This is a genomic window from Sporosarcina sp. P34 (assembly GCF_002743375.1).
GTDB lineage: Bacteria > Bacillota > Bacilli > Bacillales_A > Planococcaceae > Sporosarcina.
The window spans coordinates 232,650-257,245 of sequence record NZ_PDZC01000001.1; the positions used below are offsets into that span (position 1 = coordinate 232,650).

Consider the following 24,596-nt stretch of genomic DNA (forward strand, 5'->3'; position numbering starts at 1 on the left):
AATGGAAACGGTTATTGCGTTTATAGTAATATTCGGGACACTTGTAGCATTTCATGAGTTTGGTCATTTCTTGTTTGCCAAGAGAGCTGGCATCATGGTTCGAGAGTTCGCTATTGGAATGGGACCTAAAATTTTAGCGATTCGCAAAGGTGAAACGCAATACACTATCCGCTTATTACCTATAGGGGGATATGTTCGGATGGCTGGTGAAGATTTCGATACAGTCGAGTTACAGCCAGGTTACCGTGTAGGCTTATTATTGAATGCTCAAGACGAAATAGAAAAGATTTACTTAAATCGAAATGTTTCCAATCCGAATATTTTAAACGTGGAAGTGGAGTCATCCGATCTCGATAAAAAATTATATATTGAAGGATATGACGAAGATGGACAATTGGTTCATCTGAAAATTTCCAGAACAGCTTTGATTATAGAAAAAGGGCAGGAGACATTAATCGCTCCTTACGATCGTCAATTCGAATCCAAATCATTGGGTAGCAGAGCATTGGCAATATTTGCAGGGCCGCTTTTTAATTTCATCTTGGCATTTTTCATCTTCCTAGCTCTTGGTTTAATGAATGGTGTACCAACCAATGAACCGATTATTTCGGAAGTGAAGTCGGATACGCCGGCGGAGATGGCTGGTATGAAAAAAGGTGACTTAATCACAGGAGTCGACGGTAAGTCGATTGATTCCTGGATGAAGTTTTCCGAAGCAATCCAAAAAAGCGCCGGAGTCCCGATGTCAATTGAAGTGGATCGTGCGGGTAAGCAAGTGGTTTTGGATGTAGTACCTGATACGGTGGAAGACGCTGGACAGGAATTCGGTCAAATTGGTGTTATGTATTCAAGTCCGTTAGAAAAAGGATTTATTAAATCCATAATGTTCGGCGCTGAGCAGACTTATTCATGGACTGTGAAGATTTTTGAATTATTAGGTATGCTCATTACGGGTCAGTTCACAATAGATGCACTGTCGGGTCCGGTAGGAATCTATAAAGCGACAGAAGAAGTGGCTCAACATGGTATTTTCAATTTAATGAATTGGGGCGCTGTACTAAGTATTAATCTAGGGATCATGAACTTACTGCCATTACCTGCGTTGGACGGTGGAAGACTATTGTTCTTCTTGTTTGAAGGCTTAAGGGGCAAACCGATTGATAAACAAAAAGAAGGTATGGTGCATTTTGTAGGTATTATGTTATTAATGGTTTTGATGCTTGTTGTGACATGGAATGACATACAACGATTTTTCTTCTAAAAAAGGTGGAAGTATATGATGAAACAATCGAAAACGTTTATACCCACAATGCGTGAAAATCCCTCTGAAATAGAGATGCGTTCGCATCAGTTATTATTGCGGGCAGGTTATATTAGACAGAATGCCAATGGTGTTTACACATATTTAACTCTTGCACAAAAAGTATTTAGAAAAATCGAATCGATTATCCGGCAGGAAATGGAAGCTATTGAAGGCATAGAGATTTCTTTGCCTGCACTGCAGAGCTCAAGTATTCTAAAGGAAACTGAACGATGGGATTCATACGGCAAGGAGATGTTCCATGTCGCCGACAGACAGACTAATCAATTGGCATTGAGCTCAAGCGATGAAGAAGCAATCATTGACCTACTCCGTGATGAAATTCGATCGTATAAAAAGTTACCATTAACAATTTTTCAAATCAAAACAAAATTCCGTGATGAAATAAAGCCGCGTGCAGGTTTACTTCATAGCAGGGAATTCATAAGAAAAGATGCCTATTCATTCCATTCAACGCAAGAGAGTTTAGATGAAAAGTATTTAGAAGTCATGCAGGCATACACCAATATGCTAACCCGTCTTGGTATGCATTTCCGCATGGTAATATCGGATGGTGGAACAGATTCCCATGAGTTCATAGCGTTAACCGAAAACGGAGAAGATCAAATCGCATATAGCGATAGTTCTTCTTACGCTGCGAATATGGAGTTTGCCGAAGTCCATGAAGATTACGAGCTGTCCGATGAAAAACAGTTAGAGATGATAAAAATCTCGACTCCGAATCAACGAACGATTGATGATCTTGCTTCATTTTTATCAGTTAGTCCGGAGCGTATAATTAAATCATTGGTGTATAAAGTGGACGATGATTTTGTTATGGTCATTTGCCGAGGCGATCATAGCGTCAATGAATATAAATTGAAGCGGTTTCTACATGGGAAACATATGGAGCTGGCAACAGAACAACAGATTGAAGAATTATTAGGATGTCATGCCGGTTCGATTGGGCCTGTGAAACTACCGATTGGTGTAAGGGTATATGCAGATCATGCAATCAAAGCAATGGTGAACGTAGTGGCAGGAGCGAATATGGACGACTATCACTTATTGAATGTCAATCCTGAACGTGATTTTGCTATTGATGATTATGTAGATATTCGTTTCGTTCAAGAAGGGGACAGTTCTCCTGATGGAATAGGTACGATTAAATTCACTGAAGGAATTGGTGTGGGACATTTACGAAAATTAGGCACCGTCTTCAGTGAACAGATGAAAGGAACATTCCTCAATGAACATGGCAGAAAAAAGCCTTTCATTATGGGAAGTTATAGTCTCGGAATCTCTCGTTTACTGGCTACAATTGCCGAGCAGTTCAATGATGAAAAAGGATTAAAGTGGCCGAAGCATTTAGCACCATTTGATATTCATTTGATTACAACGAATGTGAAGGATGAAGTGCAAACGCAGCTGGCGGATGAGTTATATGCTGTTCTAGAATCGTATCGATACGATGTGTTATATGACGATCGTGCTGAGCGTGCGGGTGTGAAATTCGCAGATGCTGACTTGATTGGTTTACCAGTACGCATTATAATTGGCAAGAAAGCAAATGAAGGCATTGTCGAGGTTATGTACCGCCACAGTGGCGAGTCAATAGATTGGCAAAAAGAAGAAGTGTTGGAAAAGCTACAATCCTTCTTTAGTGCAGATTAATCCAAGAAGGGGAGTCCGTTAACGGAACTTCCCTTCTTTTCGCGATAGAATGGAGGAAATTTAGATGGATGCCGCTCAAAAGTTTTTAACTTTACTGCAACAGACCGGACTGACAGATGATCAGTTCATGACCTATTTTCGAAACGGTGAGTTAAACCGTGTGACTATACAGAAGAAATCAAGAGTGTGGAAATTCAATATCACACTCGATGAAGTGTTACCTATCGAGGTATTCCAAATTATGCAACAACGTGTTCATGAATCGTTCGCAGCTATTGCGAATGTCCATATTGAAATGGAAGTAAGAAAAAATGAAGTGAATGAACAATTAATTATAGATTATTGGCCACTAATCGTAGATGAGCTAGCGGATATATCTCCTCCTATACGACAGTGTTTAGTGGAACAAAAGCCTCAGATACACGGCGAGAAATTATTGCTTACTTGCTCAAACGATTTGGAGTGTCAGACATTAAAAAATAAATATGTGGATATATTATCATCTCTCTATCAGCAATTCGGTTTTCCAAAGTATATGTTCGATGTATCGATTGTTGAATGCCATAACGCAGAAGAAGAACGTCAGCAATTTCTTTCGCAAAAGCAGCAGGAAGAAGATCTGTTATCCAAGCAAGCGTATCGTCAGTTGCAACAACGTGAAACGATGAAAAGCGAGCAAGGTGATTCTGACAGAGTATTATCTCTTGGTACACCGATCAAAGCAGGCGAGCCAGTGATGCCGATCCATGAAATACAAGATGAAGAAAGACGTTTGATTATTGAAGGCTTTGTATTTGATGTGGAAGTACGAGAGTTGCGAAGTGGCCGTTCATTATTGACACTGAAAGTAACAGACTACACCGATTCCATCTTAGTTAAAATGTTTTCGCGTGATAATGAAGATGCAGAAATTATGAAATCCTTTAAAAAGGGTATGTGGGTAAGAGCTCGCGGTGGTATACAGAACGATACATTCGTACGTGACTTAATCATGATGGCGCAAGATATTGCCGTTATTCCTACTATTGAACGAATAGACAAAGCACCTGATGGACAGAAACGTGTGGAATTACATGCGCACACATCCATGAGTCAAATGGATGCAGTCGTTTCAGCGCCAGCATTAGTGGCACAAGCAGCTAAATGGGGACATCCAGCGATTGCCATTACAGATCATGCGAACGTTCAGTCTTTCCCTGATGCTTATAACGCTGGGAAAAAACATGGTATTAAAGTGTTGTTTGGCTTGGAAATTAATCTGGTAGATGACGGTGTTCCGATTGTCTATGAAGAGCAACACCGTCTGCTTGAAACAGATACGTACGTTGTTTTTGACGTTGAGACTACAGGCTTGTCAGCTGTGTACGACACGATTATCGAGCTAGCAGCTGTACGAGTGAGAGATGGAGAAATCATTGATCGGTTTGAACGCTTTGCCAATCCGCATCATCCGTTGTCTTCCGTGACGACGAATCTGACAGGTATTACAGATGACATGGTAGCAAATGCACCAGAAGTTGAAGACGTAATGGCAGAGTTTATAGAGTTTATCGGGGATGCAGTGTTGATTGCACATAATGCTTCGTTTGATATGGGCTTCTTTTATGCTTCATGTAAGCGAGCAAAAATAGAAACAATCGCTTATCCGGTCATCGATACATTGGAGCTATCTCGTTTCCTTTATCCCGAACTCCGAAATCACCGTTTGAACACATTGGCTAAAAAATTCGATATTGAATTAACACAGCATCACCGCGCCATTTACGATACAGAAGCTACTGCATATCTGTTTTTGCGCCTGCTATCGGAGACACAAGAAAAAGGGATCAAGTGGCTGGATGATCTAAATAAGAATATTGGTGAAGGGGATGCGTATAAACGCTCACGACCTTCACATTGTACTTTACTTGCAACAGATGATGAAGGGCTGAAAAACTTATTTAAGCTCGTATCTATTTCGCATATGGACTTTTTCTATCGCGTGCCTCGTATACCGCGTTCGTTACTTGTGAAATATAGAAAGGGAATAATCGTTGGTTCAGGCTGTGATAAAGGTGAAGTATTTGAAGGGTTAATGCAAAAGCCGATGGAAGAAGTAGAAGAAATCGCAAGCTTTTATGACTACCTGGAACTTCATCCAAAGCCTGTCTACTCGCATTTACTTGAACTCGATTTAATACGAGATGAGTGGAACCTCGAGGATATTATGCGTAAGATGATCAAGCTTGGTAAAAAAACGGGATTGCCAGTTTGTGCAACAGGGAATGTGCATTACTTAAATGAGACGGATGCGACCTACCGGAAAGTTCTTGTTCGTTCACAAGGTGGAGCAAATCCGTTAAATCGACACTCGCTACCTGAAGTTCACTTCCGTACGACAGATGAAATGTTGAAAGAATTTGAGTTTTTAGGTGAAGACGTAGCGAAAGAAATTGTAGTAGACAATCCATTGAAAATTGTTGAACGTATTGGTGAGGTGAAACCAATTAAAGATGACCTGTATACACCTACAATTGAAGGGGCGGAAGACGAAGTACGTGATCTGACGTATTCTATGGCACATCAAATATACGGCGAAACATTGCCAGAGATAGTTGAAGCGCGAATCATAAAAGAATTAACGTCTATTATTGATAATGGTTTCTCAGTTATTTATCTAATTTCACATAAGCTGGTGAAAAAGTCATTAGACGATGGCTATTTAGTTGGATCGCGGGGATCTGTCGGCTCCTCATTTGTTGCAACCATGATGGAAATCACTGAAGTGAATCCGTTGGCGCCACATTATGTTTGTCCGTCATGTAAAACATATGAATTTTTTGATGATGGTTCAGTTGGTTCAGGATATGATTTACCAGATAAAGCATGCCCAAATTGCCAGACGATGTTTAAAAAAGATGGTCAGGATATCCCGTTCGAAACCTTCCTTGGGTTCGCGGGTGATAAGGTTCCAGATATCGATTTGAACTTCAGTGGTGAGTATCAGGCGCATGCGCATAACTATACAAAAGAGCTGTTCGGAGAAGATTATGTGTTTCGTGCAGGAACAATAGGAACAGTAGCTGAAAAAACTGCTTATGGATATGTTCGAGGGTATATGAATGATAACGATATCCAAATGCGTGGTGCGGAAATTGACCGACTTGTACAAGGATGCACAGGCGTAAAACGAAATACGGGACAACACCCTGGTGGGATCATTGTAGTGCCTGATACAATGGACATCTTTGATTTTACACCGATTCAATTCCCGGCGAATGATCTAGAATCTAGCTGGAAGACAACACACTTTGATTTCCACTCCATCGATAATAATTTATTGAAATTAGATATTCTAGGGCATGATGATCCGACGATGATTAAAATGTTGGAAGATTTATCAGGCATCGATGCGATGTCCATTCCGCCCGATGATAAAGGTGTTATGGCACTGTTTAGTGGTACGTCTTCTCTTGGTGTAACAGAAGAACAAATTGATTGTAAAACAGGAACTCTTGGCGTGCCAGAATTCGGAACGCGATTTGTGCGACAGATGTTAGAAGAAACGAAGCCGTCTACTTTCTCTGAATTAATACAGATTTCCGGTCTATCACACGGTACGGATGTTTGGCTTGGCAATGCACAGGAATTAATCCAGAATAAAACATGTCAGTTATCAGAAGTGATTGGCTGTCGTGATGATATTATGGTTTATTTGATCTATCAGGGACTTGAACCTTCTCTTGCATTTAAGATTATGGAATCAGTACGAAAAGGAAAAGGATTGACTCCTGAATTTGAAGAAGCGATGAAAGAGAATAAAGTGCCAGCTTGGTATATCGGATCATGTAAAAAAATCAAGTACATGTTCCCGAAAGCTCACGCCGCAGCATATGTATTAATGGCACTACGAATCGCATACTTCAAAGTGCATCATCCAATTATGTATTATGCGACGTATTTCACCGTTCGAGCGACCGACTTCGATTTGGTGACGATGTGTAAAGGTTCTGCAAGTATTCGAGCAAAAGTTAAAGAGATCAACGCCAAAGGATTGGACGCACTTCCGAAAGAGAAAAGCTTAGTAGTTGTTTTGGAAATAGCGTTGGAAATGGTGGAGCGAGGATTTACATTTGCGAAACCTGATCTCTATAAATCGGATGCGACACAGTTTCTTATTGAAGACAATAAACTGATTCCGCCATTTAACTCGATTCCTTCACTAGGAACAAACGTTGCAAAGACGATTGTTGAAGCGAGAAAAGACGGTGAATTTTTATCGAAGGAAGACTTCCAAAAGAGAGGTCGAGTTTCTAAAACGGTTGTGGAGTATTTGGATAACCTCGGTTGCTTGGAAGGGATGCCTGAAGCGAACCAACTATCCCTATTCTAATGGGCTTGCAACGGTTGCTTCAGTTGCATTGTAAAAGGCCTTGTGATACGATTAAAACAACTTTTGCTATACGTCTTGCGGAAAAGAGTGGGGCTTCCCGCTCTTTTCTGTTGTTATTTTGAATTTCGGGAGGGATACCATATGAGTAAAATTATAGAGGAAGTCGAACAGTTAGCGAGGCCGATCGTTGAAGAATTGGGTCTTGAACTGGTTGATGTTGAGTTCTTGAAAGAAGGTCGCGATTGGTTTTTACGCGTCTACATCGATACACCTGAAGGGAATATTGACATAGATCAATGTGCGATAGTTAGTAATAAACTTAGCGAGGAACTAGACGTTGTGGATCCGATTTCGCAAAATTACTTCCTTGAAGTGTCTTCTCCCGGGGCGGAAAGACCTTTGAAAAAAGATGAAGATTTTGAAAAAGCCGTGGGCCAATACGTATTCATCAAAACGTATGAACCGATTGATGGAATGAAAGAATTCGAAGGGTATTTACTCGGGTACGGACCGGAACAGGCAAAAGTGGAAATACGGATCAAGACGAGAAAAGTGCTAGTGGAAATTGACAAAACGAAAATTGCATTCGCACGACTGGCAATTGATTTTTAAAGCGAAAAACAACCTCTGTCTAGCCTTGCGCTAGTGTCCGAGGAACCAAGAGCAACAACAATTGGAATGTAGGAGTGATGAACATGAGTAGTGAGCTACTCGACGCACTGACAGCTCTTGAACAGCAAAAAGGTATTTCAAGAGACGTAATAGTCGATGCAATTGAAGCAGCGCTTGTGACAGCGTACAAACGAAATTTTAACCAAGCACAAAACGTGCGTGTGGACTTGAATTTAAACAAAGGCACAATGGCTGTCTATTCACGTAAAGATGTAGTAGAAGAAGTAGAAGACGAGCGATTGCAAATTTCATTGGAAGATGCACAACTCATCAATCCTGTATATGAACTACATGATGTCGTTGAGGAAGAAGTCACTCCGCGTGATTTTGGACGAATTGCTGCCCAGACTGCTAAGCAAGTTGTAACCCAGCGTGTTCGTGAAGCCGAACGCGGTTTGATCTATGAAGAGTATATCGATCGTGAAGAAGATATCGTCAACGGAATTGTAGAGCGTATGGATCCAAAAAACTTATTCGTTGGATTAGGAAAAGTGGAAGCGGTGTTACCGTCAAGCGAACAAATTCAAACAGAATCATATGCACCCCACGATCGCATCAAAGTATACATTACAAAAGTGGAAAGAACAGCACGAGGACCTCAAGTCTTTGTTTCCAGAACACATCCAGGTCTCTTACGGCGTTTATTTGAACTAGAAGTGCCTGAAATATATGATGGTACAGTAGAAATCAAATCGATTGCACGTGAAGCGGGCGATCGCTCAAAAATCTCTGTCTATACAACAAACGAAGAAGTGGATCCAGTAGGTTCCTGTGTAGGTTCAAGAGGAGCACGTGTCCAAACTATTTCGAACGAATTGAATGGTGAAAAAGTAGATATCGTAGAGTGGTCTGAAGATCCGGTAATCTTCGTCGCAAATGCTTTAAGCCCTTCAAAAGTAATTGATGTACAAGTAAATGAAGAAGAGCGTTCTACTACTGTTGTTGTACCAGATTACCAACTCTCCTTGGCGATTGGGAAAAGAGGCCAGAATGCAAGATTGGCTGCTAAATTAACGGGTTGGAAAATTGATATCAAAAGTGAAACGGATGCCAGAGAATTAGGGATTTATCCCCGTGAGGAATCTCTTGCAATACCAGTAGAAAAGGTAGATGGTAGTGCAGATGACTACCTAGAAGCGTATGAGTATGAAGATGAAACACCAGCTGAATCAGCTGAAGATTTTGATTTATACGCAGATGAAGACAAAGAAGATTGATTTGGAAAGGATTGCATGCTGATGGCGAACAATCGAAAAATCCCTTTGCGTAAATGTGCAGCGACTGGTGACATGTTACCTAAAAAAGAAATGATTCGAATTGTCCGTACGAAAGAAGGCGAAGTATCCGTGGATTTGACGGGAAAGAAGTCAGGCCGCGGTACATACGTTTCCAAAACGGAAGATGCTGTAGAAAAAGCACGGAAGCAACACTCGATTGAACATCAATTGAATGTCAAAGTACCGGAAGAAGTATACGAAGACCTCTTGCATGCAATTCGTCGAGAGGCAATTAAATGATAAAAGATCCGACACCTATTTATCAATTGCTCGGTATGGCGGCACGTGCACGTAAAATTGTAACGGGTGAAGATTTAGTCGTACAGGCAGTTCGTGCAGGTGAAGCGCATCTGGTTATCCTATCAGGTGATGCATCAAAGAACACAATGAAAAAATTAACGAATAAATGTAATACGTACAACGTTGAGAAGCATGTATTTGGAAGCCGTGAAGAACTCGGGCATGCAATTGGAAAAGAAGCTCGAGTCGTTTTGGCACTAACAGATAAAGGATTTGCAAAAAAGTTATCCGAGCTTCTCAATGAATTTAATCGGAGGTGGGCTAATGACGAAAATGAAAGTACATGAATATGCCAGATCAATAGGCAAAACAAGTCGAGATATTGCTGCTGAATTAAGTAAAAGTAATATAGTAATAAAGAGCCATATGGAAGAACTGGATCCTGTATCTATTGCAAAATTAGATGAGAAGTTTGGTGATCTGAAAAAGCCAGAGGCGAAAACTGCTACAGTTAAGCCAGCGAGCAAACCAGCAAACCAGAGAACAGATCGTCCAAACAACACAAATAAACCAACTGGTGCGCAAGGTTCTAACCGACCTGCAAGTGGCCAAGGCGGATCTAACCGTCCAGCTTCCACTCGTCCTCAAGGACAATCTGCATCCGCTCCGAAAGCGGGTAGCACACAACCACCACGTCAGCAGGGTGCAGGTTCACCACGTCCAGCTGGCGGAGGCGGACGTCCAGGCGGCGGTCGCGGTGGTAGACCACCAGCACGTGGGATTAATCAAGGTCGCCGTAGATACCGTCCGGCGGTACCTGCACAAAAGGTTGAAGTACCATTACCGGATAAAATTACTTTTTATGAGTCATTATCAGTGGGTGAGCTAGCTAAAAAATTAGGTAAAGAACCTTCTGAAATCATCAAAAAGTTGTTCATGCTTGGTGTAATGGCAACCATTAACCAAGAATTAGATAAAGATGCAATTGAGTTAATTTGTGCGGAATACGACGTGGAAGTAGAAGAAGAGATACGCATTGACGTAACAGACTTGGAGATCTACTTCGAAGATCCTGAAGAGGAAGAAGAAGTACAAGGTGAACTAACAGAAAGACCACCAGTTGTCACAATTATGGGTCACGTTGACCATGGTAAAACGACGTTGCTTGACTCTATTCGTAACACTAAAGTAACGCAAGGTGAAGCGGGTGGCATTACTCAGCATATTGGTGCATACCAAATTACAGCTAACGACAAGAAAATCACATTCCTTGATACACCAGGCCACGAAGCTTTCACAACGATGAGAGCGCGCGGTGCGAAAGTTACGGACTTGACAATCTTAGTTGTAGCAGCCGATGACGGTGTTATGCCACAAACAATTGAAGCGATCAACCATGCAAAAGCAGCAGAAGTTCCAATCATTGTTGCAGTTAACAAAATGGATAAACCTTCTGCAAATCCTGACCGCGTTATGCAGGAATTAACTGAACACGGTTTAGTCGCGGAAGACTGGGGTGGCGATACGATTTTCGTACCAATTTCTGCACTAAAAGGTGAGGGAATTGATCAGTTACTCGAAATGGTTCTATTAGTTGCAGAAGTAGGCGAATTTACTGCTGATACTTCCATTAGAGCTAGAGGTACTGTAATTGAAGCGCAACTCGACAAAGGAAAAGGTTCTGTAGCTACTTTGCTTGTGCAAAATGGTACATTGCATGTAGGAGATCCAATTGTTGTCGGAAATACGTACGGTCGTGTTCGTGCAATGGTCAGTGACCTTGGTCGTCGCGTAAAAGAGGCAGGTCCTTCAACACCAGTAGAAATTACTGGGTTGAGTGATGTTCCATTTGCAGGAGATCGTTTCGTCGTATTTAAGGATGAAAAAACGGCTCGTCAAATCGCTGAATCACGTGCTGGAGAAGCGCTTCAAGAACAGCGTGTGGAGAAAACACGTGTAACACTCGATAACTTGTTTGATCAAATGAAACAAGGCGAAATGAAAGAATTGAACTTAATTGTTAAAGCAGACGTACAAGGTGCTGTTGAGGCAATGGCGGCTTCTCTAATGAAGATTGAAGTAGAAGGCGTTAATGTAAAAATTATCCACACTGGCGCAGGAGCTATCAATGAGTCCGATATATCTTTGGCAGCTGCCTCTAACGCGATCGTTATTGGATTTAACGTACGTCCAGATACCAATGCAAAACGTGCTGCTGAAGCAGAAGGCGTAGATATACGCCTGCACCGTGTTATTTATAAAGTAATTGAAGAAATCGAATCAGCTATGACAGGCTTACTTGATCCGGAGTACGAAGAAAAAGTAATAGGTCAGGCAGAAGTTCGTGAAACATTTAAAGTATCTAAGATCGGAACGATTGCAGGAAGCTATGTAATCGATGGTAAAATCACAAGAGATGCTGGCGTTCGTGTTTTGCGCGATAACATTGTAGTCTTTGAAGGCGAATTGGATACATTGAAGCGTTTCAAAGATGATGCAAAAGAAGTTGCAAAAGGCTATGAATGTGGTATTACAATTAAAAAATTCAATGATGTCAAAGAAGGAGATATCATCGAAGCGTACGTTATGGAAGAAATTAAAAGAGTATGATTGTTTACGCGGAATGTTCTTTCTACATCCCAGCGGCGGCTTCTTTAAAAGAAAAGCGAGCCGTTTTGAATAGGATGAGGGATCGGGTGAAAAACTCCTATAATGTATCGGTTGCAGAAATCGATCATCAAGATCTATGGCAACGTACTACATTCGCATTAGTTGCTGTGGCATCTTCCAAAGACGCTGCGGAACGGGAAGTGAGACGTGCGATTCGTCTGTTTGAATCCAATCCTGATTGGGAAATGACTACGTGTACAGTTGACTACTTATGAGCGAAGAACGAGGTGAATTGCCATGTCAGTGCGTGCTAATCGTATAGCAGAGCAAATGAAGAAGGAATTGGGCGATATTATCGGCCAAAAACTGAAAGATCCACGTATCGGATTTGTGACGGTGACCGGTGTTGACGTAACTGGAGATTTACAACAAGCGAAAATCTTTATTTCTGTTCTAGGAACGGATAAAGAAAAGGAAGATTCGTTACTTGGGCTTTCCAAAGCAAAAGGTTTCATTCGATCAGAAATTGGTCAAAGAATCCGCCTTCGCAAAACACCTGAAATTGAATTCGAAATCGATGAATCAGTCGCTTACGGTAATCGGATTGAAAGCTTGATCCGCAAAGTAAATGACGAAAATGAACAATAAACACGAGGAGGAAGTTCATAGTCGCTTAGGCGGCATGACTTCCTCCCTTCTTACATAGAGCAAGTTTTTCTGAATGAATTTAGGAAGAAGGGGTAAGATGAACGGTATTCTACCTTTATGGAAAGAGAAAGGTATGACGTCGCATGACTGTGTCTTTAAGCTACGAAAGATATTACGGACAAAAAAAGTCGGTCATACAGGCACGTTGGATCCAGAAGTAGAAGGTGTCTTGCCTATTTGTATAGGAAGAGCCACAAAAGTCGCTTCATATATTACAGATGCAGGTAAAGAGTATATCGCAACCGTTTCTGTAGGGCGCTCAACGGAAACCGAAGACGCGCAAGGCGAGACTGTAATAAGTGATTTGACACAGAAGGAATTTACAAGGAATCAAATTGTAGAAGCATTAGAGCAACTAACAGGTGAAATCACTCAAATCCCACCTATGTATTCAGCGGTAAAAGTAAACGGCAGACGTCTGTATGAATATGCGAGGAAAGGCATTGATGTAGAACGTCCTGTGCGTAAAGTACAAATCTATCAAATGGATTTATTGAATGAAGATCAACTTTTCAGTGGCGAAGAAGTGATGTTTTCCATTAGAGTACGATGCGGTAAAGGAACTTATATCCGAACGTTAGCTGTGCAAATTGGCGAACTACTTGGATATCCAGCACATATGGAATCCTTAGTCCGAACTGTTTCGGGTAATTTTGACGAGTCACATTGTAAAACTCTCGAAGAAGTAGCACAAGTGATGGAGTTAGATCAAGTACAGACAATTTTGCGGCCTATCGAAGATGTATTGACCGATTTTCCACAATTTGAAATCGACGCAGCATCATTGGAATCTATACGAAATGGTCAAGTGCTTCCCGCGGTACCACTGCTAACTGATCATCCTTCTATCATGATGATGTTCGAAGGTCGCGTGTTGGCAATCTATCAAAAACATCCAACAAAGCCCGGTTTAATGAAACCGGAAAAAATGCTGCTAGCTAGTGAGTAAGGAGAGATAAAAATGAAAATCTATAGATTACGGTATCCGGATTCGATAAATATTCGACAACATCTTGCTTCTTCGTTAGCTATTGGATTTTTTGATGGTGTACATAAAGGACATCAGGAAGTCATTCGCAGTGCAAAGAAAGTTGCAGATGATTTATCAATCGAGACAGCTGTCATGACATTCGACCCCCATCCATCACAGTTGTTTTCAGGGAAAAACGTTGGATATATTACACCGATTGAAGAAAAAGTCAGGGTGCTTGAATCTCTTGGTGTGGATACACTATTCATCGTCAATTTTGATTGGGAATTGGCTAGTCTTTCACCGCAAAGATTTATCGATATCTTTATCAAAGGACTTGGTGTTAAACATGTTACGGCAGGCTTCGATTTTACGTTTGGTTCAAAGGGTTCTGGAACGATGAAAGATATGCAAGAGCTATCAGAAGGTGAGTATGGGACAACAGTTATTTCCAAAGTGACTTTCGATCAAGAGAACAAAGTATCTTCCACGGAAATTCGCCAACTATTATCTAATGGTGATGTAGAAGCGGCAGCGGTACTTCTCGGTCGTCCATTTCGTACAGTGGGTGAAGTAATACATGGAGAAAAACGGGGACGTCAGTTAGGTTTCCCTACGGCTAATATCCAAACTGCCGAAGAACATGTAGTTCCCGCCAGTGGTGTGTATGCCGTGCGTTGCCTGATTGGAGATACATGGTATCGCGGTGTCTGCAATATGGGTGTAAAGCCAACATTTCATGATCCAGAACATCGAATTCCTACAGCTGAAGTACATCTGCTAGACGTCAATATGGATCTGTACGGACAAAAAATGGCAATTGAATGGCTGTACCGTATACGTTCGGAACAAAAATTCGATTCACTTGATGCATTAAAATTGCAAATTGGAAAAGACAAGCAAACAGCAAAGGACTTATTATCCGACTAGTTGGTTGTTGCAACTGACATAATGCCGTGATATGATACAATAGTGTTCATTACACGAACCTCTTCTTGGCAAAACGAATCACCAACGTTTGCTCGGGAGACGGGGATACTTTTATTTAGGAGGTGAAAAGGATGGCTATTACACAAGAGCGCAAAGCTGAATTGATTAACGAATTCAAGACTCATGAAAATGATACTGGATCTGCTGATGTTCAGATTGCTATCCTTACTGAAGAGATCAATAACCTGAACAACCACTTACGTACTCACAAGAAAGATCACCACTCACGTCGTGGTTTGTACAAAATGGTTGGTACACGTCGTCGTCTATTGAGATATCTACGTGAAACTAACGTTCAACGTTACCGTGATCTTATTGCATCACTTGGCTTACGCCGTTAATAAGACTGAGAAGCGGGCTTTGCCCGCTTTTTTCTATGGAATTAAGATGAAATATTTCGCATATATGTATCACGTTTGATACACTATTACTAATTACATACAAGATGTATACAGTTTTTAGAATAGAGAGGAGTTCTACAATGTCAGAACAGAAAAAAGTTTATACACTCGATTGGGCAGGACGTACGCTTACAATCGAAGCCGGCCAACTTGCAAAGCAAGCTAACGGTGCGGTGCTTGTTCGCTATGGCGAAACAACAGTACTTTCCACGGTGACAGCTTCTAAGAAACCAAAACCTCTAGATTTCTTCCCACTTACAGTGAATTATGAAGAACGCATGTACTCGGTTGGTAAGATCCCAGGAGGATTTATCAAGCGCGAGGGACGTCCTTCAGAAAATGCAGTATTGACTAGTCGGTTGATTGACCGTCCGATAAGACCTTTATTCCCTGAAGGCTTCCGTAACGACGTCCAAGTAATTTCACTTGTTATGTCAGTGGATCAGGATTGTTCATCTGAAATTTCAGCTATGATTGGTTCTTCTTTAGCTTTATCTATCTCAGATATTCCATTTGATGGACCAATCGCAGGCGTTCAAATAGGTCGTATAGATGGAGAATTCATCATCAATCCTACACCGAGTCAGCTGGAAACATCAGAACTTGATTTAGTCGTTGCAGGAACAAAACATGCAATCAATATGGTAGAAGCAGGAGCTAAAGAAGTTTCTGAAGAGATCATGTTGGAAGCAATTATGTTTGGTCACGATCAAATTAAGAAATTAGTCGAATTCCAAGAGGAAATTGTAGCTGAAATTGGCAAATCAAAGTTTGAAATTGAATTATTCACATTGGATGCTGACATCAGTAAAGAAGTAAAAGATCGTTGTGAAAGCGAACTAATGACAGCAATCCAAACCGAAGAAAAGCATGCACGTGAGGAAGCGATCAACGAAGTGAAGGCAGCTGTACTTGAGCAGTACACAGAAGCCGAAGCTGACGAAGAGACTATCAAGCAAGTGAAAGCGGTTCTTGAGCAAATGGTGAAAGATGAAGTACGTCGTCTGATTACAGTCGACAAAGTTCGTCCGGATGGCCGTTCGCTTGACGAAATTCGTCCACTATCATCCGAAACTGGAATCTTACCTCGTACGCATGGTTCTGCATTATTCACACGTGGACAAACACAAGTACTAAGTGTATGTACATTAGGTGCGCTTGGTGAAAATCAGATTATTGATGGTCTAGGTGCAGAAGAGTCTAAGCGCTTCATGCATCACTATAATTTCCCGAACTTCAGTGTAGGTGAAACAGGTCCGATTCGTGCTCCGGGTCGTCGTGAAATTGGTCACGGTGCATTGGGAGAGCGGGCATTACAGCCTATGCTTCCCGATGAAGTGGAATTCCCTTACACAATGCGTCTCGTGGCGGAAGTATTGGAGTCTAATGGTTCCTCTTCACAAGCATCAATTTGTGCCTCTACAATGGCTATGATGGACGCTGGTGTACCACTCAAAGCGCCTGTAGCTGGAATTGCTATGGGATTAATTAAAAAAGAAGAAGACTATTCCATTCTGTCAGATATTCAAGGAATGGAAGACCATTTAGGCGATATGGACTTTAAAGTGGCAGGTACTACTAATGGTATTACTGCTCTTCAAATGGATATCAAAATTGACGGTTTATCTCGTCAGATTTTAGAAGAATCTCTTGAGCAAGCGAAAATTGGTCGTATCAAAATTCTTGATCATATGTTGACGACAATATCTTCAACTCGTGAAGAGCTATCTGAGTACGCACCGAAAATTATAGTTATCCATATCAAACCGGATAAGATTCGCGACGTGATCGGACCAGGCGGAAAAGTAATTAATAAAATTATCGAAGAAACTCAAGTGAAAATCGATACAGAACAAGATGGAACGATTTATATCTCGTCGCCAAACTCTGAAATGAATGAAAAAGCTAAGAACATGATCGAAAATATCGTACGTGAAGCAAAAGTGGGCGAGTACTACTTGGCAAAAGTTAAGCGTATTGAGAAGTTCGGTGCATTCTTAGAAATCTTCCCGGGCAAAGATGGCTTACTTCATATTTCTGAGATTCAGGAAGCACGTACGAAAGAAGTAGAAGATGTATTGAAATTGGATGATGAACTATTTGTAAAAGTAATTGAAATCGACAGACAAGGTCGGGTAAATCTTTCACGAAAAGTAGTCATTCAAGAAGAAAAAGAAAAAGAACAAGCTAACAAAGAGTAATCAAATCGTAAAAAAAGCCTCTTCCTGCACAAGTTGCGGCGAAGGAGGCTTTTTGTTCTTATAATAAGGAGTGAAGTCTGTGATTCAAAAATATAATTGTTCAAATGGTGTACGTATTATCCATGAAAAGATGCCGCATTTACAGTCCGTGGCGATCGGTGTCTGGGTGCATGCAGGTTCAGCCAATGAAACAAAAGAGCAAGAGGGCATTGCCCACTTTATTGAACATATGTTGTTCAAGGGAACGGATACACGAAGTGCACGAATGATTGCCGAGCAGTTTGATCAGATTGGGGGCGATCTAAATGCCTTTACTTCTAAAGAAATGACTTGCTATTACACTACAGTCTTAAGTCATCATGCTTCATACGCATTAACAATCCTATCCGACATGTTTTTCCATTCCCAATTTAAAGAAGAGGAGATGGAAAAAGAAAAGTCTGTCATTCTGGATGAGATATCTTCTGTTGAAGACATGCCCGATGAAGATGTGGATGAAAGATTATGGGCCGGAATGTTCTCAGAAGATGCAATTGGAAAGCCTGTAGGTGGACGGATTGAAACCATCAAGTCATTTACGAAAGAAATGGTTGAAGAATTCATGGTGAAACATTATCGCCCCGAAAATGTGGTTATTTCTATTGCAGGAAATTATGATGAACGTTTAATCAAGCTGATTGAAGCAAACTTCGGAAGCTATCAAGCTAAAGACCAAGCTCCTGTTTCGATACAAGACGAAAAAGTACCGAATTTTACAGCACAACAAATCATCAAAGCAAAAAATATTGAACAAGTTCATGTATGCTTTGGTTATCCATCTCTGCCTTCGACTCACGATAAAATTTACGAGTTAAGCTTATTCGATAGTATCCTTGGTGGAACGACGTCCTCTAGGTTATTTCAGGAAGTTCGAGAGAATCGCGGTCTAGCCTATTCGATTCACACATACTACGCCGCATATAAAAATGCTGGCTCCTTTGTGATTTATTGTGGAACCTCACCGGAAAACTTTTTAGAGACGTATCGTACAATTGATCAGGTCATTGCGGAAGTACTTCATGACGGTCTAACAGATAAAGAGTTGCGAAATGCCAAAGAGCAACTTAAAGGTAGTTTTGTTCTTGGTTTGGAAAGCTCGGAATCGCGTATGTATAGGAACGGACGCAATGAATTAGTGCTAGGAAAACATCAGATGATCCATGACGTCGTTAAACATATTGAGAATGTTGAAAAACGAAATGTCTATCGACTAGGACAGCAAATGTTAGAAAGTGATCGTGCACTATCCATTATCGCGCCTAAATCAAGTATTCAGCAATTAAAAAAATTGCAGAACTAGTCGACTTCTCGCCTCTGATACATATGATGAAAGAGATCTTTATAGGGGAGGGCTTTCATGAAATTATCAGAACTGGCACAAAAAGAGCTGATTCAAGTAGAAGAAGGTATGAGGTATGGTTTCTTAGCAGAAACAGATTTACTGTTCGACCGAAAAACAGGAGCAATCATTGGATTTGAAATACGGAAAAAATTAGGTAAAACTCTTTTTAGGCAAAAAGACCAAGATATAATTGAATATATTCCTTGGCATGAAATTGTGCTAGTGGGCGAAGATCGGATTTTATTTGGCAAAACGCATGAACTGAATAGAAAGGAAGTGGAAGAGTATGACTAAATGGCTAGTAGTAGGCACTGATCAACGGTTGCGCATCGCAAATGAACTCTTGGTGGAATCAGGAATTGACAGTGAATATATATGTTCTGATACGTTTGATGAACAGTTAAAGCAAACTTTGATAGATACAAAGCCTGATCATCTTCTACTTCCTTTGTTGATGATGGAACAAAGCATACCCATAGACTATTTGAAAAAAGGCTCTTCAGTTTATTCCGGTAATACTTCAGCGGAATGGAGACAAGAGCTTGCTGACAAAGGTATAACGCATACGAATTATCTAGAAAATGAACAATTTATTTGGAGAAATGCTCAATTGACTGCAGAAGCATTCGTTCATGTCTTTTATGAACATACCAAAAGACAGATTGCAGGCAAGCATTTTTATATTGCTGGATTTGGCAGAGTAGGAAAAGCAATTGCCCATACATTGTATCAATTGCAGGCCACTGTCACCATCGTTGCACGTGCTGACGGACAATTGGCGGAAGCAGAGGTGTTTGGATATAACACTCTGAAACTCCACGATACCACAACATTCACACATGGCTACTTAGTTAACACTATTCCAGCTCCATGGCTCGATACAAATCAAAGCGGTACTGTACATGTATTTGATGTCTCTTCCACACCTGGGTGCCTAAAGCATTCCAATTCCGCTGAATACTATACGATACACCTCAAATTGCCCGGGAAGCATTTTCCCGAGGATGCGGCTGCTGTATTAGTTGACGCGATTTTGAGAATAAGTATAGACGAAAGGGGAACTAAATGCTCAAAGGAAAACGAATCGGATTAGGCATCACTGCTTCACACTGCACATACGACCAACTGCTTCCGATGATCACTTCGTTGCAAAAAGAGGGAGCGATTGTCGTTCCAATTATTACACATTCAGTTCTTCATGCTGCAACGCGTTTTGGTACAGGTGAAGAGTGGATTAAACGAATAGAAGAAGCGACAGGCGAGAAGGTAGTGACAAGTATTGTTGAAGCAGAACCATTCGGACCATCCAATCCGCTTGACTGCATGGTAATTTCACCGCTTACAGGTAATTCTATGAGTAGGTTCGCAAATGCTGCTACTGATTCACCTGTTTTGATGGCAGCTAAAGCAACATTGCGTAATGGTAAACCTGTAGTACTTGGTATTTCTACAAATGACGCACTAGGACTTAACGGAATGAACCTCATGAAGTTATTGAATATGAAACACGTCTTTTTTATTCCATTCGGTCAAGATGATTGCATAAAAAAACCGAACTCCTTAATATCGGATTTCTCATTATTACCTGCTACCGTTGCTTCCGCAATAGATAGTAAACAATTACAACCGTTACTAATAATTCATAATAATGCATGAAAATAGATTTTTAAATTCTTCAACATATGTTATAATTCGTTCAATCACAATTAACGAGACGAGGACATACAATATGTCCTTACTATTGCTTGTTAATAATTGAAAGGAAGATATAGATGAAGAGTGTTACTGTTGCAATTGTTGGCGCGACCGGAGCGGTAGGTACAAAAATACTTGAGAAATTGGTGGAACGTAATTTCCCTGCCACTTCTATTAAATTACTTGCATCTAAACGTTCAGCGGGCAATGAAATCATAGCGGGTGGAAAAACGTATGTTGTACAAGAAACAACACCGGAAGCTTTTGAAGGCATCGACATTGCATTCTTTAGTGCCGGTGGAAGTATTTCTGAGAAGTTTGCACAAGACGCAGTGAGAAGCGGAGCGGTTGTAATTGATAACACAAGCGCGTTCCGCATGGACCCAAACACACCGCTTGTCGTTCCAGAAGTGAATCCACAGGAGTTAGAGAACCATTCAGGAATTATTGCGAATCCGAATTGTTCTACCATTCAGATGGTAGCAGCACTTAAGCCTATTAAAGATCAATATGGACTAAGTAAGCTCATCGTATCTACTTACCAGGCAGTCTCAGGGGCCGGAGTGGAAGCGATTGATGAATTAGCAGAACAAAGTAAGCAATTCACGGATCGCAGTGAAATAGAAGCAGAAGTATTACCATCCGCTTCTGCAAAACGTCATTATCCGATCGCATTCAATGCGATTCCACAAATTGATTCATTTGATGAGTCAGGCTATACATTGGAAGAACTGAAAATGATCAATGAAACAAAGAAAATATTCGGTGATCAAAACATGGCAGTAGCCGCAACTTGTGTTAGATTACCAGTTGTATCCGGACATTCAGAATCCGTTTACATCGAAATTGATCAAGATGATGTCACAGTGAAAGATATCCAGGCATTGATCGAAAAGGCCCCAGGAATTGTCTTGCAAGATGATCCGGCTTCACAACTCTATCCAATGCCACTTTATGCAGAAGATAAAGATGAAGTATTTGTAGGAAGAATCCGTAAAGATTTAGATAACAGCAAAGGATTCCACCTATGGATTGTATCGGATAACTTATTAAAAGGTGCTGCATTAAACTCCGTGCAAATCGCCGAGGCACTTATCAAATAAATTAATTATATAAATTGAATTAAAGATTTTAGGATACACTAAGTTGATTGGAGAGGAAGGCGGCGTGTGCAAAGATGTGCTCCTAACGCTTCGCTTTTACTCGCAAAAGCCGTTCTTCGTGACGGCTCTTCCAGCGGGAACAGCACGAGCTGAAAGCCCCGCAGGTAGCGTAGCGGACGAGGAGATTGAGGCCGTGCCCGCGGAACGCGTCCGCCTGGAACGGAAATCAACGGTTCCCATGAGAGGATTACTTCTTAAGTTCAACTTATTTAGGTAGAATTAAGAATAATAACGAAAAGGGATGGTCAATGTGCAACTTGGAAACGTAGGGACAGCAATGGTCACTCCTTTTTCTCCTGACGGTATGATTGATTACGCCCAAACAACCAGCTTGCTTGAGCATTTGATCGCAAATGGGACAGATTCTGTCATCGTAAGCGGTACAACTGGTGAATCACCGACGCTAACTGTCACGGAGAAGAAGGAATTACTGGATTTTGTAATAAAGGTTGTGAATAAGCGTATTCCAGTGATTGCAGGTACAGGGACAAACAATACTGCGGAATCCATAGAGCTGACTAAGGCTGCCGAGCGTTCAGGGGCTGACGGAATCATGCTCGTGACACCTTATTATAATAAGCCAGACCAAAAAGGTATGTATGCACACTTTTCAAAAATTGCTAACGTTACAACATTGCCTGTATTGTTATATAATATTCCAAGTCGTTCCATCGTCAACTTGCTTCCAGAAACCGTTATTGCATTATCGAAAATCGATAATATTAAAGCAATCAAAGAAGCAAGTGGAAATTTGGAGCAGATGGCAGAAATCATTGAAGGAACCGCGGACGATTTTGAAGTGTACAGTGGGGACGACGGATTGACTTTGCCATTGCTTGCAATTGGCGGTAGAGGAATTATTTCAGTTTCTTCACACATCGTAGGAAATGAAATGCAAGAAATGATTCAAGCTTTCCAAAATGGCAAAATAAAAGAAGCCGCTGATCTTCATCGTTCATTATTACCAGTATTCGGCGCATTGTTCTCTAAGCCGAATCCAGTGCCTGTGAAATATGCACTGGAAAAAGCAGGTGTGCCAACAGGCGGCGTTCGTTTACCCCTAGTGGAAATGGACGAAAAAGAAGCGATGATCATTGATGAGGCGCTTGAAAAATTTGAAAAAAGAACACGGATTCTGTAATAAACAAAAGCCGGACGACCATTCCGGCTTTTTTTGTTTGTACTGAACGCCTACTATCTCGTATAATGGTGTTTAGTCGTTGTGGGCGGGAATATATTATAGGAGGAAATAATGTGACGAAAATACAAAATGAATTAATTAGAGTGATTCCACTAGGTGGAGTAGGGGAAATTGGAAAGTCTATGTATGTCGTTGAAATTGACGACGAACTATTTGTTATGGATTCAGGGTTAATGTTTCCAGAAACGGAAATGCTAGGTATTGACTTTGTCATACCTGACATGACGTATCTTGAAGAGAATAAAGATCGGATCAAAGGAATATTCTTAACTCATGGTCATGAGGATGCAATTGGGTCGATTGCGTATTTATTACAGAAAGTACAAGCTCCTGTCTACGGTACAAAGTTGACATTGGCTTTGGCGAAAGAACATTTGAAAAAAATGCCGGCACCATCAACTGTCCGCTTCTTCGAGGTGACAAGCAAAAGCCGGATGAACTTCAAGCGTACGCATGTGACATTCTTTTACACAACGCATAGTATTCCGGATTCTTTAGGAATTGTCTTCCATACAAGTGAAGGTGCAATCGTCAATACAGGAGAGTTCAAATTCGACCAAGCAGCAAAAGGCAAATATCGCCCTGATATTGCGAAAATGGCTACAATTGGTGAAGAAGGAGTCTTTATCTTGATGTCCGACTCTACAGAAGCAGAGCGTCCAGGTTATACGACATCTGAGTCTGTAATTGAAAAACGTCTTTTTAAAACTTTCCACGAAGCACAAGGAAGAATTTTAGTAGCGTTGTATGCATCAAACTTCATTCGTATTCAGCAAGTACTAGATCAGGCAGCAGCACAGAAGAAGAAAGTTGCAGTTGTTGGTAAAAGTTTAGAGAGCTACTTTGAGGTCGGGTTAAAATTAGGATATTTACAAGTGGAAGAAGAGATTGTAATTCCAGTTAAAGACATGGAGCGCTATGATGACCAGGATATCGTAATCATTGTAACAGGTAACCAAGGTGAGCCACTAGAAGCTTTGGAAAAAATCGTCCGTAAACATCATAGAGAAATTAATATCAAAAGTTCTGATACGGTCTTAATTACATTCACACCGTCACCCGTTATGGAAACTTCCATGTACAAGATGATGAATGAATTGGCAAAGGCTGGTGCGACTGTACTGACATCCACACGAAATGTACACGTCTCCGGTCACGGTTCTGCTGAAGATTTGAAAATGATGTTAAACTTAATGCGACCTCAATATTTTATTCCGATTCAAGGGGAATATCGTATGCTGATTGCACACTCCAAGCTCGCTCAAGAAGTTGGTCTACCTAAAAGCCGTATCTTCATTGCGGATAAAGGCGACATTGTTGAATTCAAGAATGAAAAGCTTCGCATGGCGGGTAGAGTCCAGGCTGGTAACGTCTTGATCGATGGTATTGGTGTAGGAGATGTAGGAAACATCGTGTTGCGTGACCGTAAGCTGTTATCGCAGGACGGAATCTTTACAGTCGTTGTGACATTGAACAGAAAGCAAAAACGAATCGCTGCAGGTCCTGAAGTCGTCTCACGAGGGTTTGTCTATGTACGTGAATCAGAGGAATTATTTGAAGAAGCGACAAAATTGATTACTAAAATTGTCGAGAAGTACGTGAATAAAGAAACATTTGAATGGACAAACATTAAACAAGAGATCCGTGAGACATTGAGTTCGTATTTATATCAACAAACAAAACGTCGCCCAATGATTATCCCAATTATCATGGAATACTGATCCACATTGTTTGTTGACTA

General features: G+C 41.0%; 21 protein-coding genes. All 21 read left to right on the top strand.

The window, feature by feature from the left end; all coding sequences use genetic code 11:
* The first annotated feature begins 1 nt into the window (after position 1).
* The 21 genes from rseP to CSV63_RS01300 all read left to right on the top strand — a co-directional run bounded on the left by rseP (position 2) and on the right by CSV63_RS01300 (position 24,576).
* On the top strand, positions 2-1,261 hold the full coding sequence (rseP, locus tag CSV63_RS01195) for an RIP metalloprotease RseP (RefSeq protein ID WP_099694178.1): 1,260 nt from the start codon (positions 2-4) through the stop codon (positions 1,259-1,261).
* A gap of 18 nt (positions 1,262-1,279) precedes the next feature.
* Positions 1,280-2,974 (top strand): proline--tRNA ligase, encoded by a 1,695-nt coding sequence (locus CSV63_RS01200; RefSeq protein WP_099694629.1) that lies wholly within the window; start codon positions 1,280-1,282, stop codon positions 2,972-2,974.
* Between the two features lie 64 nt (positions 2,975-3,038).
* Positions 3,039-7,346, top strand: a complete 4,308-nt coding sequence (locus tag CSV63_RS01205; protein WP_099694179.1) for a PolC-type DNA polymerase III — start codon at positions 3,039-3,041, stop codon at positions 7,344-7,346.
* Between the two features lie 141 nt (positions 7,347-7,487).
* Positions 7,488-7,958, top strand: a complete 471-nt coding sequence (gene rimP, locus CSV63_RS01210) for a ribosome maturation factor RimP (protein WP_099694180.1) — start codon at positions 7,488-7,490, stop codon at positions 7,956-7,958.
* A gap of 83 nt (positions 7,959-8,041) precedes the next feature.
* Entirely contained in the window at positions 8,042-9,235 is a 1,194-nt protein-coding gene (nusA, locus tag CSV63_RS01215; RefSeq protein WP_099694181.1) for a transcription termination factor NusA, read from the top strand.
* Positions 9,236-9,256: 21 nt separating this feature from the next.
* A complete protein-coding gene (gene rnpM / locus CSV63_RS01220) occupies positions 9,257-9,535 on the top strand; it encodes an RNase P modulator RnpM (protein WP_099631034.1) in 279 nt (92 codons plus the stop codon).
* Positions 9,532-9,882, top strand: coding sequence for a YlxQ family RNA-binding protein (locus tag CSV63_RS01225; protein WP_099694182.1), 351 nt, complete (start codon positions 9,532-9,534; stop codon positions 9,880-9,882). Before rnpM ends, CSV63_RS01225 begins: the two co-directional genes overlap by 4 nt.
* Positions 9,860-12,145 carry a translation initiation factor IF-2 gene (infB, locus tag CSV63_RS01230; RefSeq protein WP_099694183.1) on the top strand — a complete coding sequence of 762 codons (2,286 nt, stop codon included), beginning with the start codon at positions 9,860-9,862 and terminating at the stop codon, positions 12,143-12,145. Before CSV63_RS01225 ends, infB begins: the two co-directional genes overlap by 23 nt.
* Positions 12,142-12,420 carry a DUF503 domain-containing protein gene (locus CSV63_RS01235; protein ID WP_099630952.1) on the top strand — a complete coding sequence of 93 codons (279 nt, stop codon included), beginning with the start codon at positions 12,142-12,144 and terminating at the stop codon, positions 12,418-12,420. The genes infB and CSV63_RS01235 overlap by 4 nt, the downstream gene beginning before the upstream one ends.
* A gap of 22 nt (positions 12,421-12,442) precedes the next feature.
* A complete protein-coding gene (rbfA, locus tag CSV63_RS01240) occupies positions 12,443-12,793 on the top strand; it encodes a 30S ribosome-binding factor RbfA (protein ID WP_029053165.1) in 351 nt (116 codons plus the stop codon).
* 97 nt (positions 12,794-12,890) lie between these two features.
* A complete protein-coding gene (gene truB, locus CSV63_RS01245; protein WP_099694184.1) occupies positions 12,891-13,802 on the top strand; it encodes a tRNA pseudouridine(55) synthase TruB in 912 nt (303 codons plus the stop codon).
* A 12-nt stretch (positions 13,803-13,814) separates the two neighbouring features.
* Positions 13,815-14,753 carry a riboflavin biosynthesis protein RibF gene (ribF, locus tag CSV63_RS01250; protein ID WP_099694185.1) on the top strand — a complete coding sequence of 313 codons (939 nt, stop codon included), beginning with the start codon at positions 13,815-13,817 and terminating at the stop codon, positions 14,751-14,753.
* A 131-nt stretch (positions 14,754-14,884) separates the two neighbouring features.
* Entirely contained in the window at positions 14,885-15,154 is a 270-nt protein-coding gene (rpsO, locus tag CSV63_RS01255; RefSeq protein WP_099694186.1) for a 30S ribosomal protein S15, read from the top strand.
* Positions 15,155-15,294: 140 nt separating this feature from the next.
* A complete protein-coding gene (pnp, locus tag CSV63_RS01260) occupies positions 15,295-17,415 on the top strand; it encodes a polyribonucleotide nucleotidyltransferase (RefSeq protein ID WP_099694187.1) in 2,121 nt (706 codons plus the stop codon).
* A gap of 79 nt (positions 17,416-17,494) precedes the next feature.
* Positions 17,495-18,754 carry a M16 family metallopeptidase gene (locus tag CSV63_RS01265; protein WP_099694188.1) on the top strand — a complete coding sequence of 420 codons (1,260 nt, stop codon included), beginning with the start codon at positions 17,495-17,497 and terminating at the stop codon, positions 18,752-18,754.
* A 57-nt stretch (positions 18,755-18,811) separates the two neighbouring features.
* Positions 18,812-19,090, top strand: a complete 279-nt coding sequence (locus CSV63_RS01270; protein WP_099630958.1) for a YlmC/YmxH family sporulation protein — start codon at positions 18,812-18,814, stop codon at positions 19,088-19,090.
* Positions 19,083-19,889 (top strand): hypothetical protein, encoded by an 807-nt coding sequence (locus tag CSV63_RS01275; RefSeq protein WP_099694189.1) that lies wholly within the window; start codon positions 19,083-19,085, stop codon positions 19,887-19,889. Before CSV63_RS01270 ends, CSV63_RS01275 begins: the two co-directional genes overlap by 8 nt.
* Positions 19,862-20,452, top strand: coding sequence for a dipicolinate synthase subunit B (locus CSV63_RS01280; protein WP_099694190.1), 591 nt, complete (start codon positions 19,862-19,864; stop codon positions 20,450-20,452). Before CSV63_RS01275 ends, CSV63_RS01280 begins: the two co-directional genes overlap by 28 nt.
* Positions 20,453-20,568: 116 nt before the next feature.
* On the top strand, positions 20,569-21,594 hold the full coding sequence (gene asd / locus CSV63_RS01285) for an aspartate-semialdehyde dehydrogenase (protein WP_099694191.1): 1,026 nt from the start codon (positions 20,569-20,571) through the stop codon (positions 21,592-21,594).
* Positions 21,595-21,904: 310 nt separating this feature from the next.
* A complete protein-coding gene (dapA, locus tag CSV63_RS01295) occupies positions 21,905-22,795 on the top strand; it encodes a 4-hydroxy-tetrahydrodipicolinate synthase (RefSeq protein ID WP_233191926.1) in 891 nt (296 codons plus the stop codon).
* A gap of 113 nt (positions 22,796-22,908) precedes the next feature.
* Entirely contained in the window at positions 22,909-24,576 is a 1,668-nt protein-coding gene (locus CSV63_RS01300) for a ribonuclease J (RefSeq protein WP_099694194.1), read from the top strand.
* Positions 24,577-24,596 lie beyond the last annotated feature (20 nt).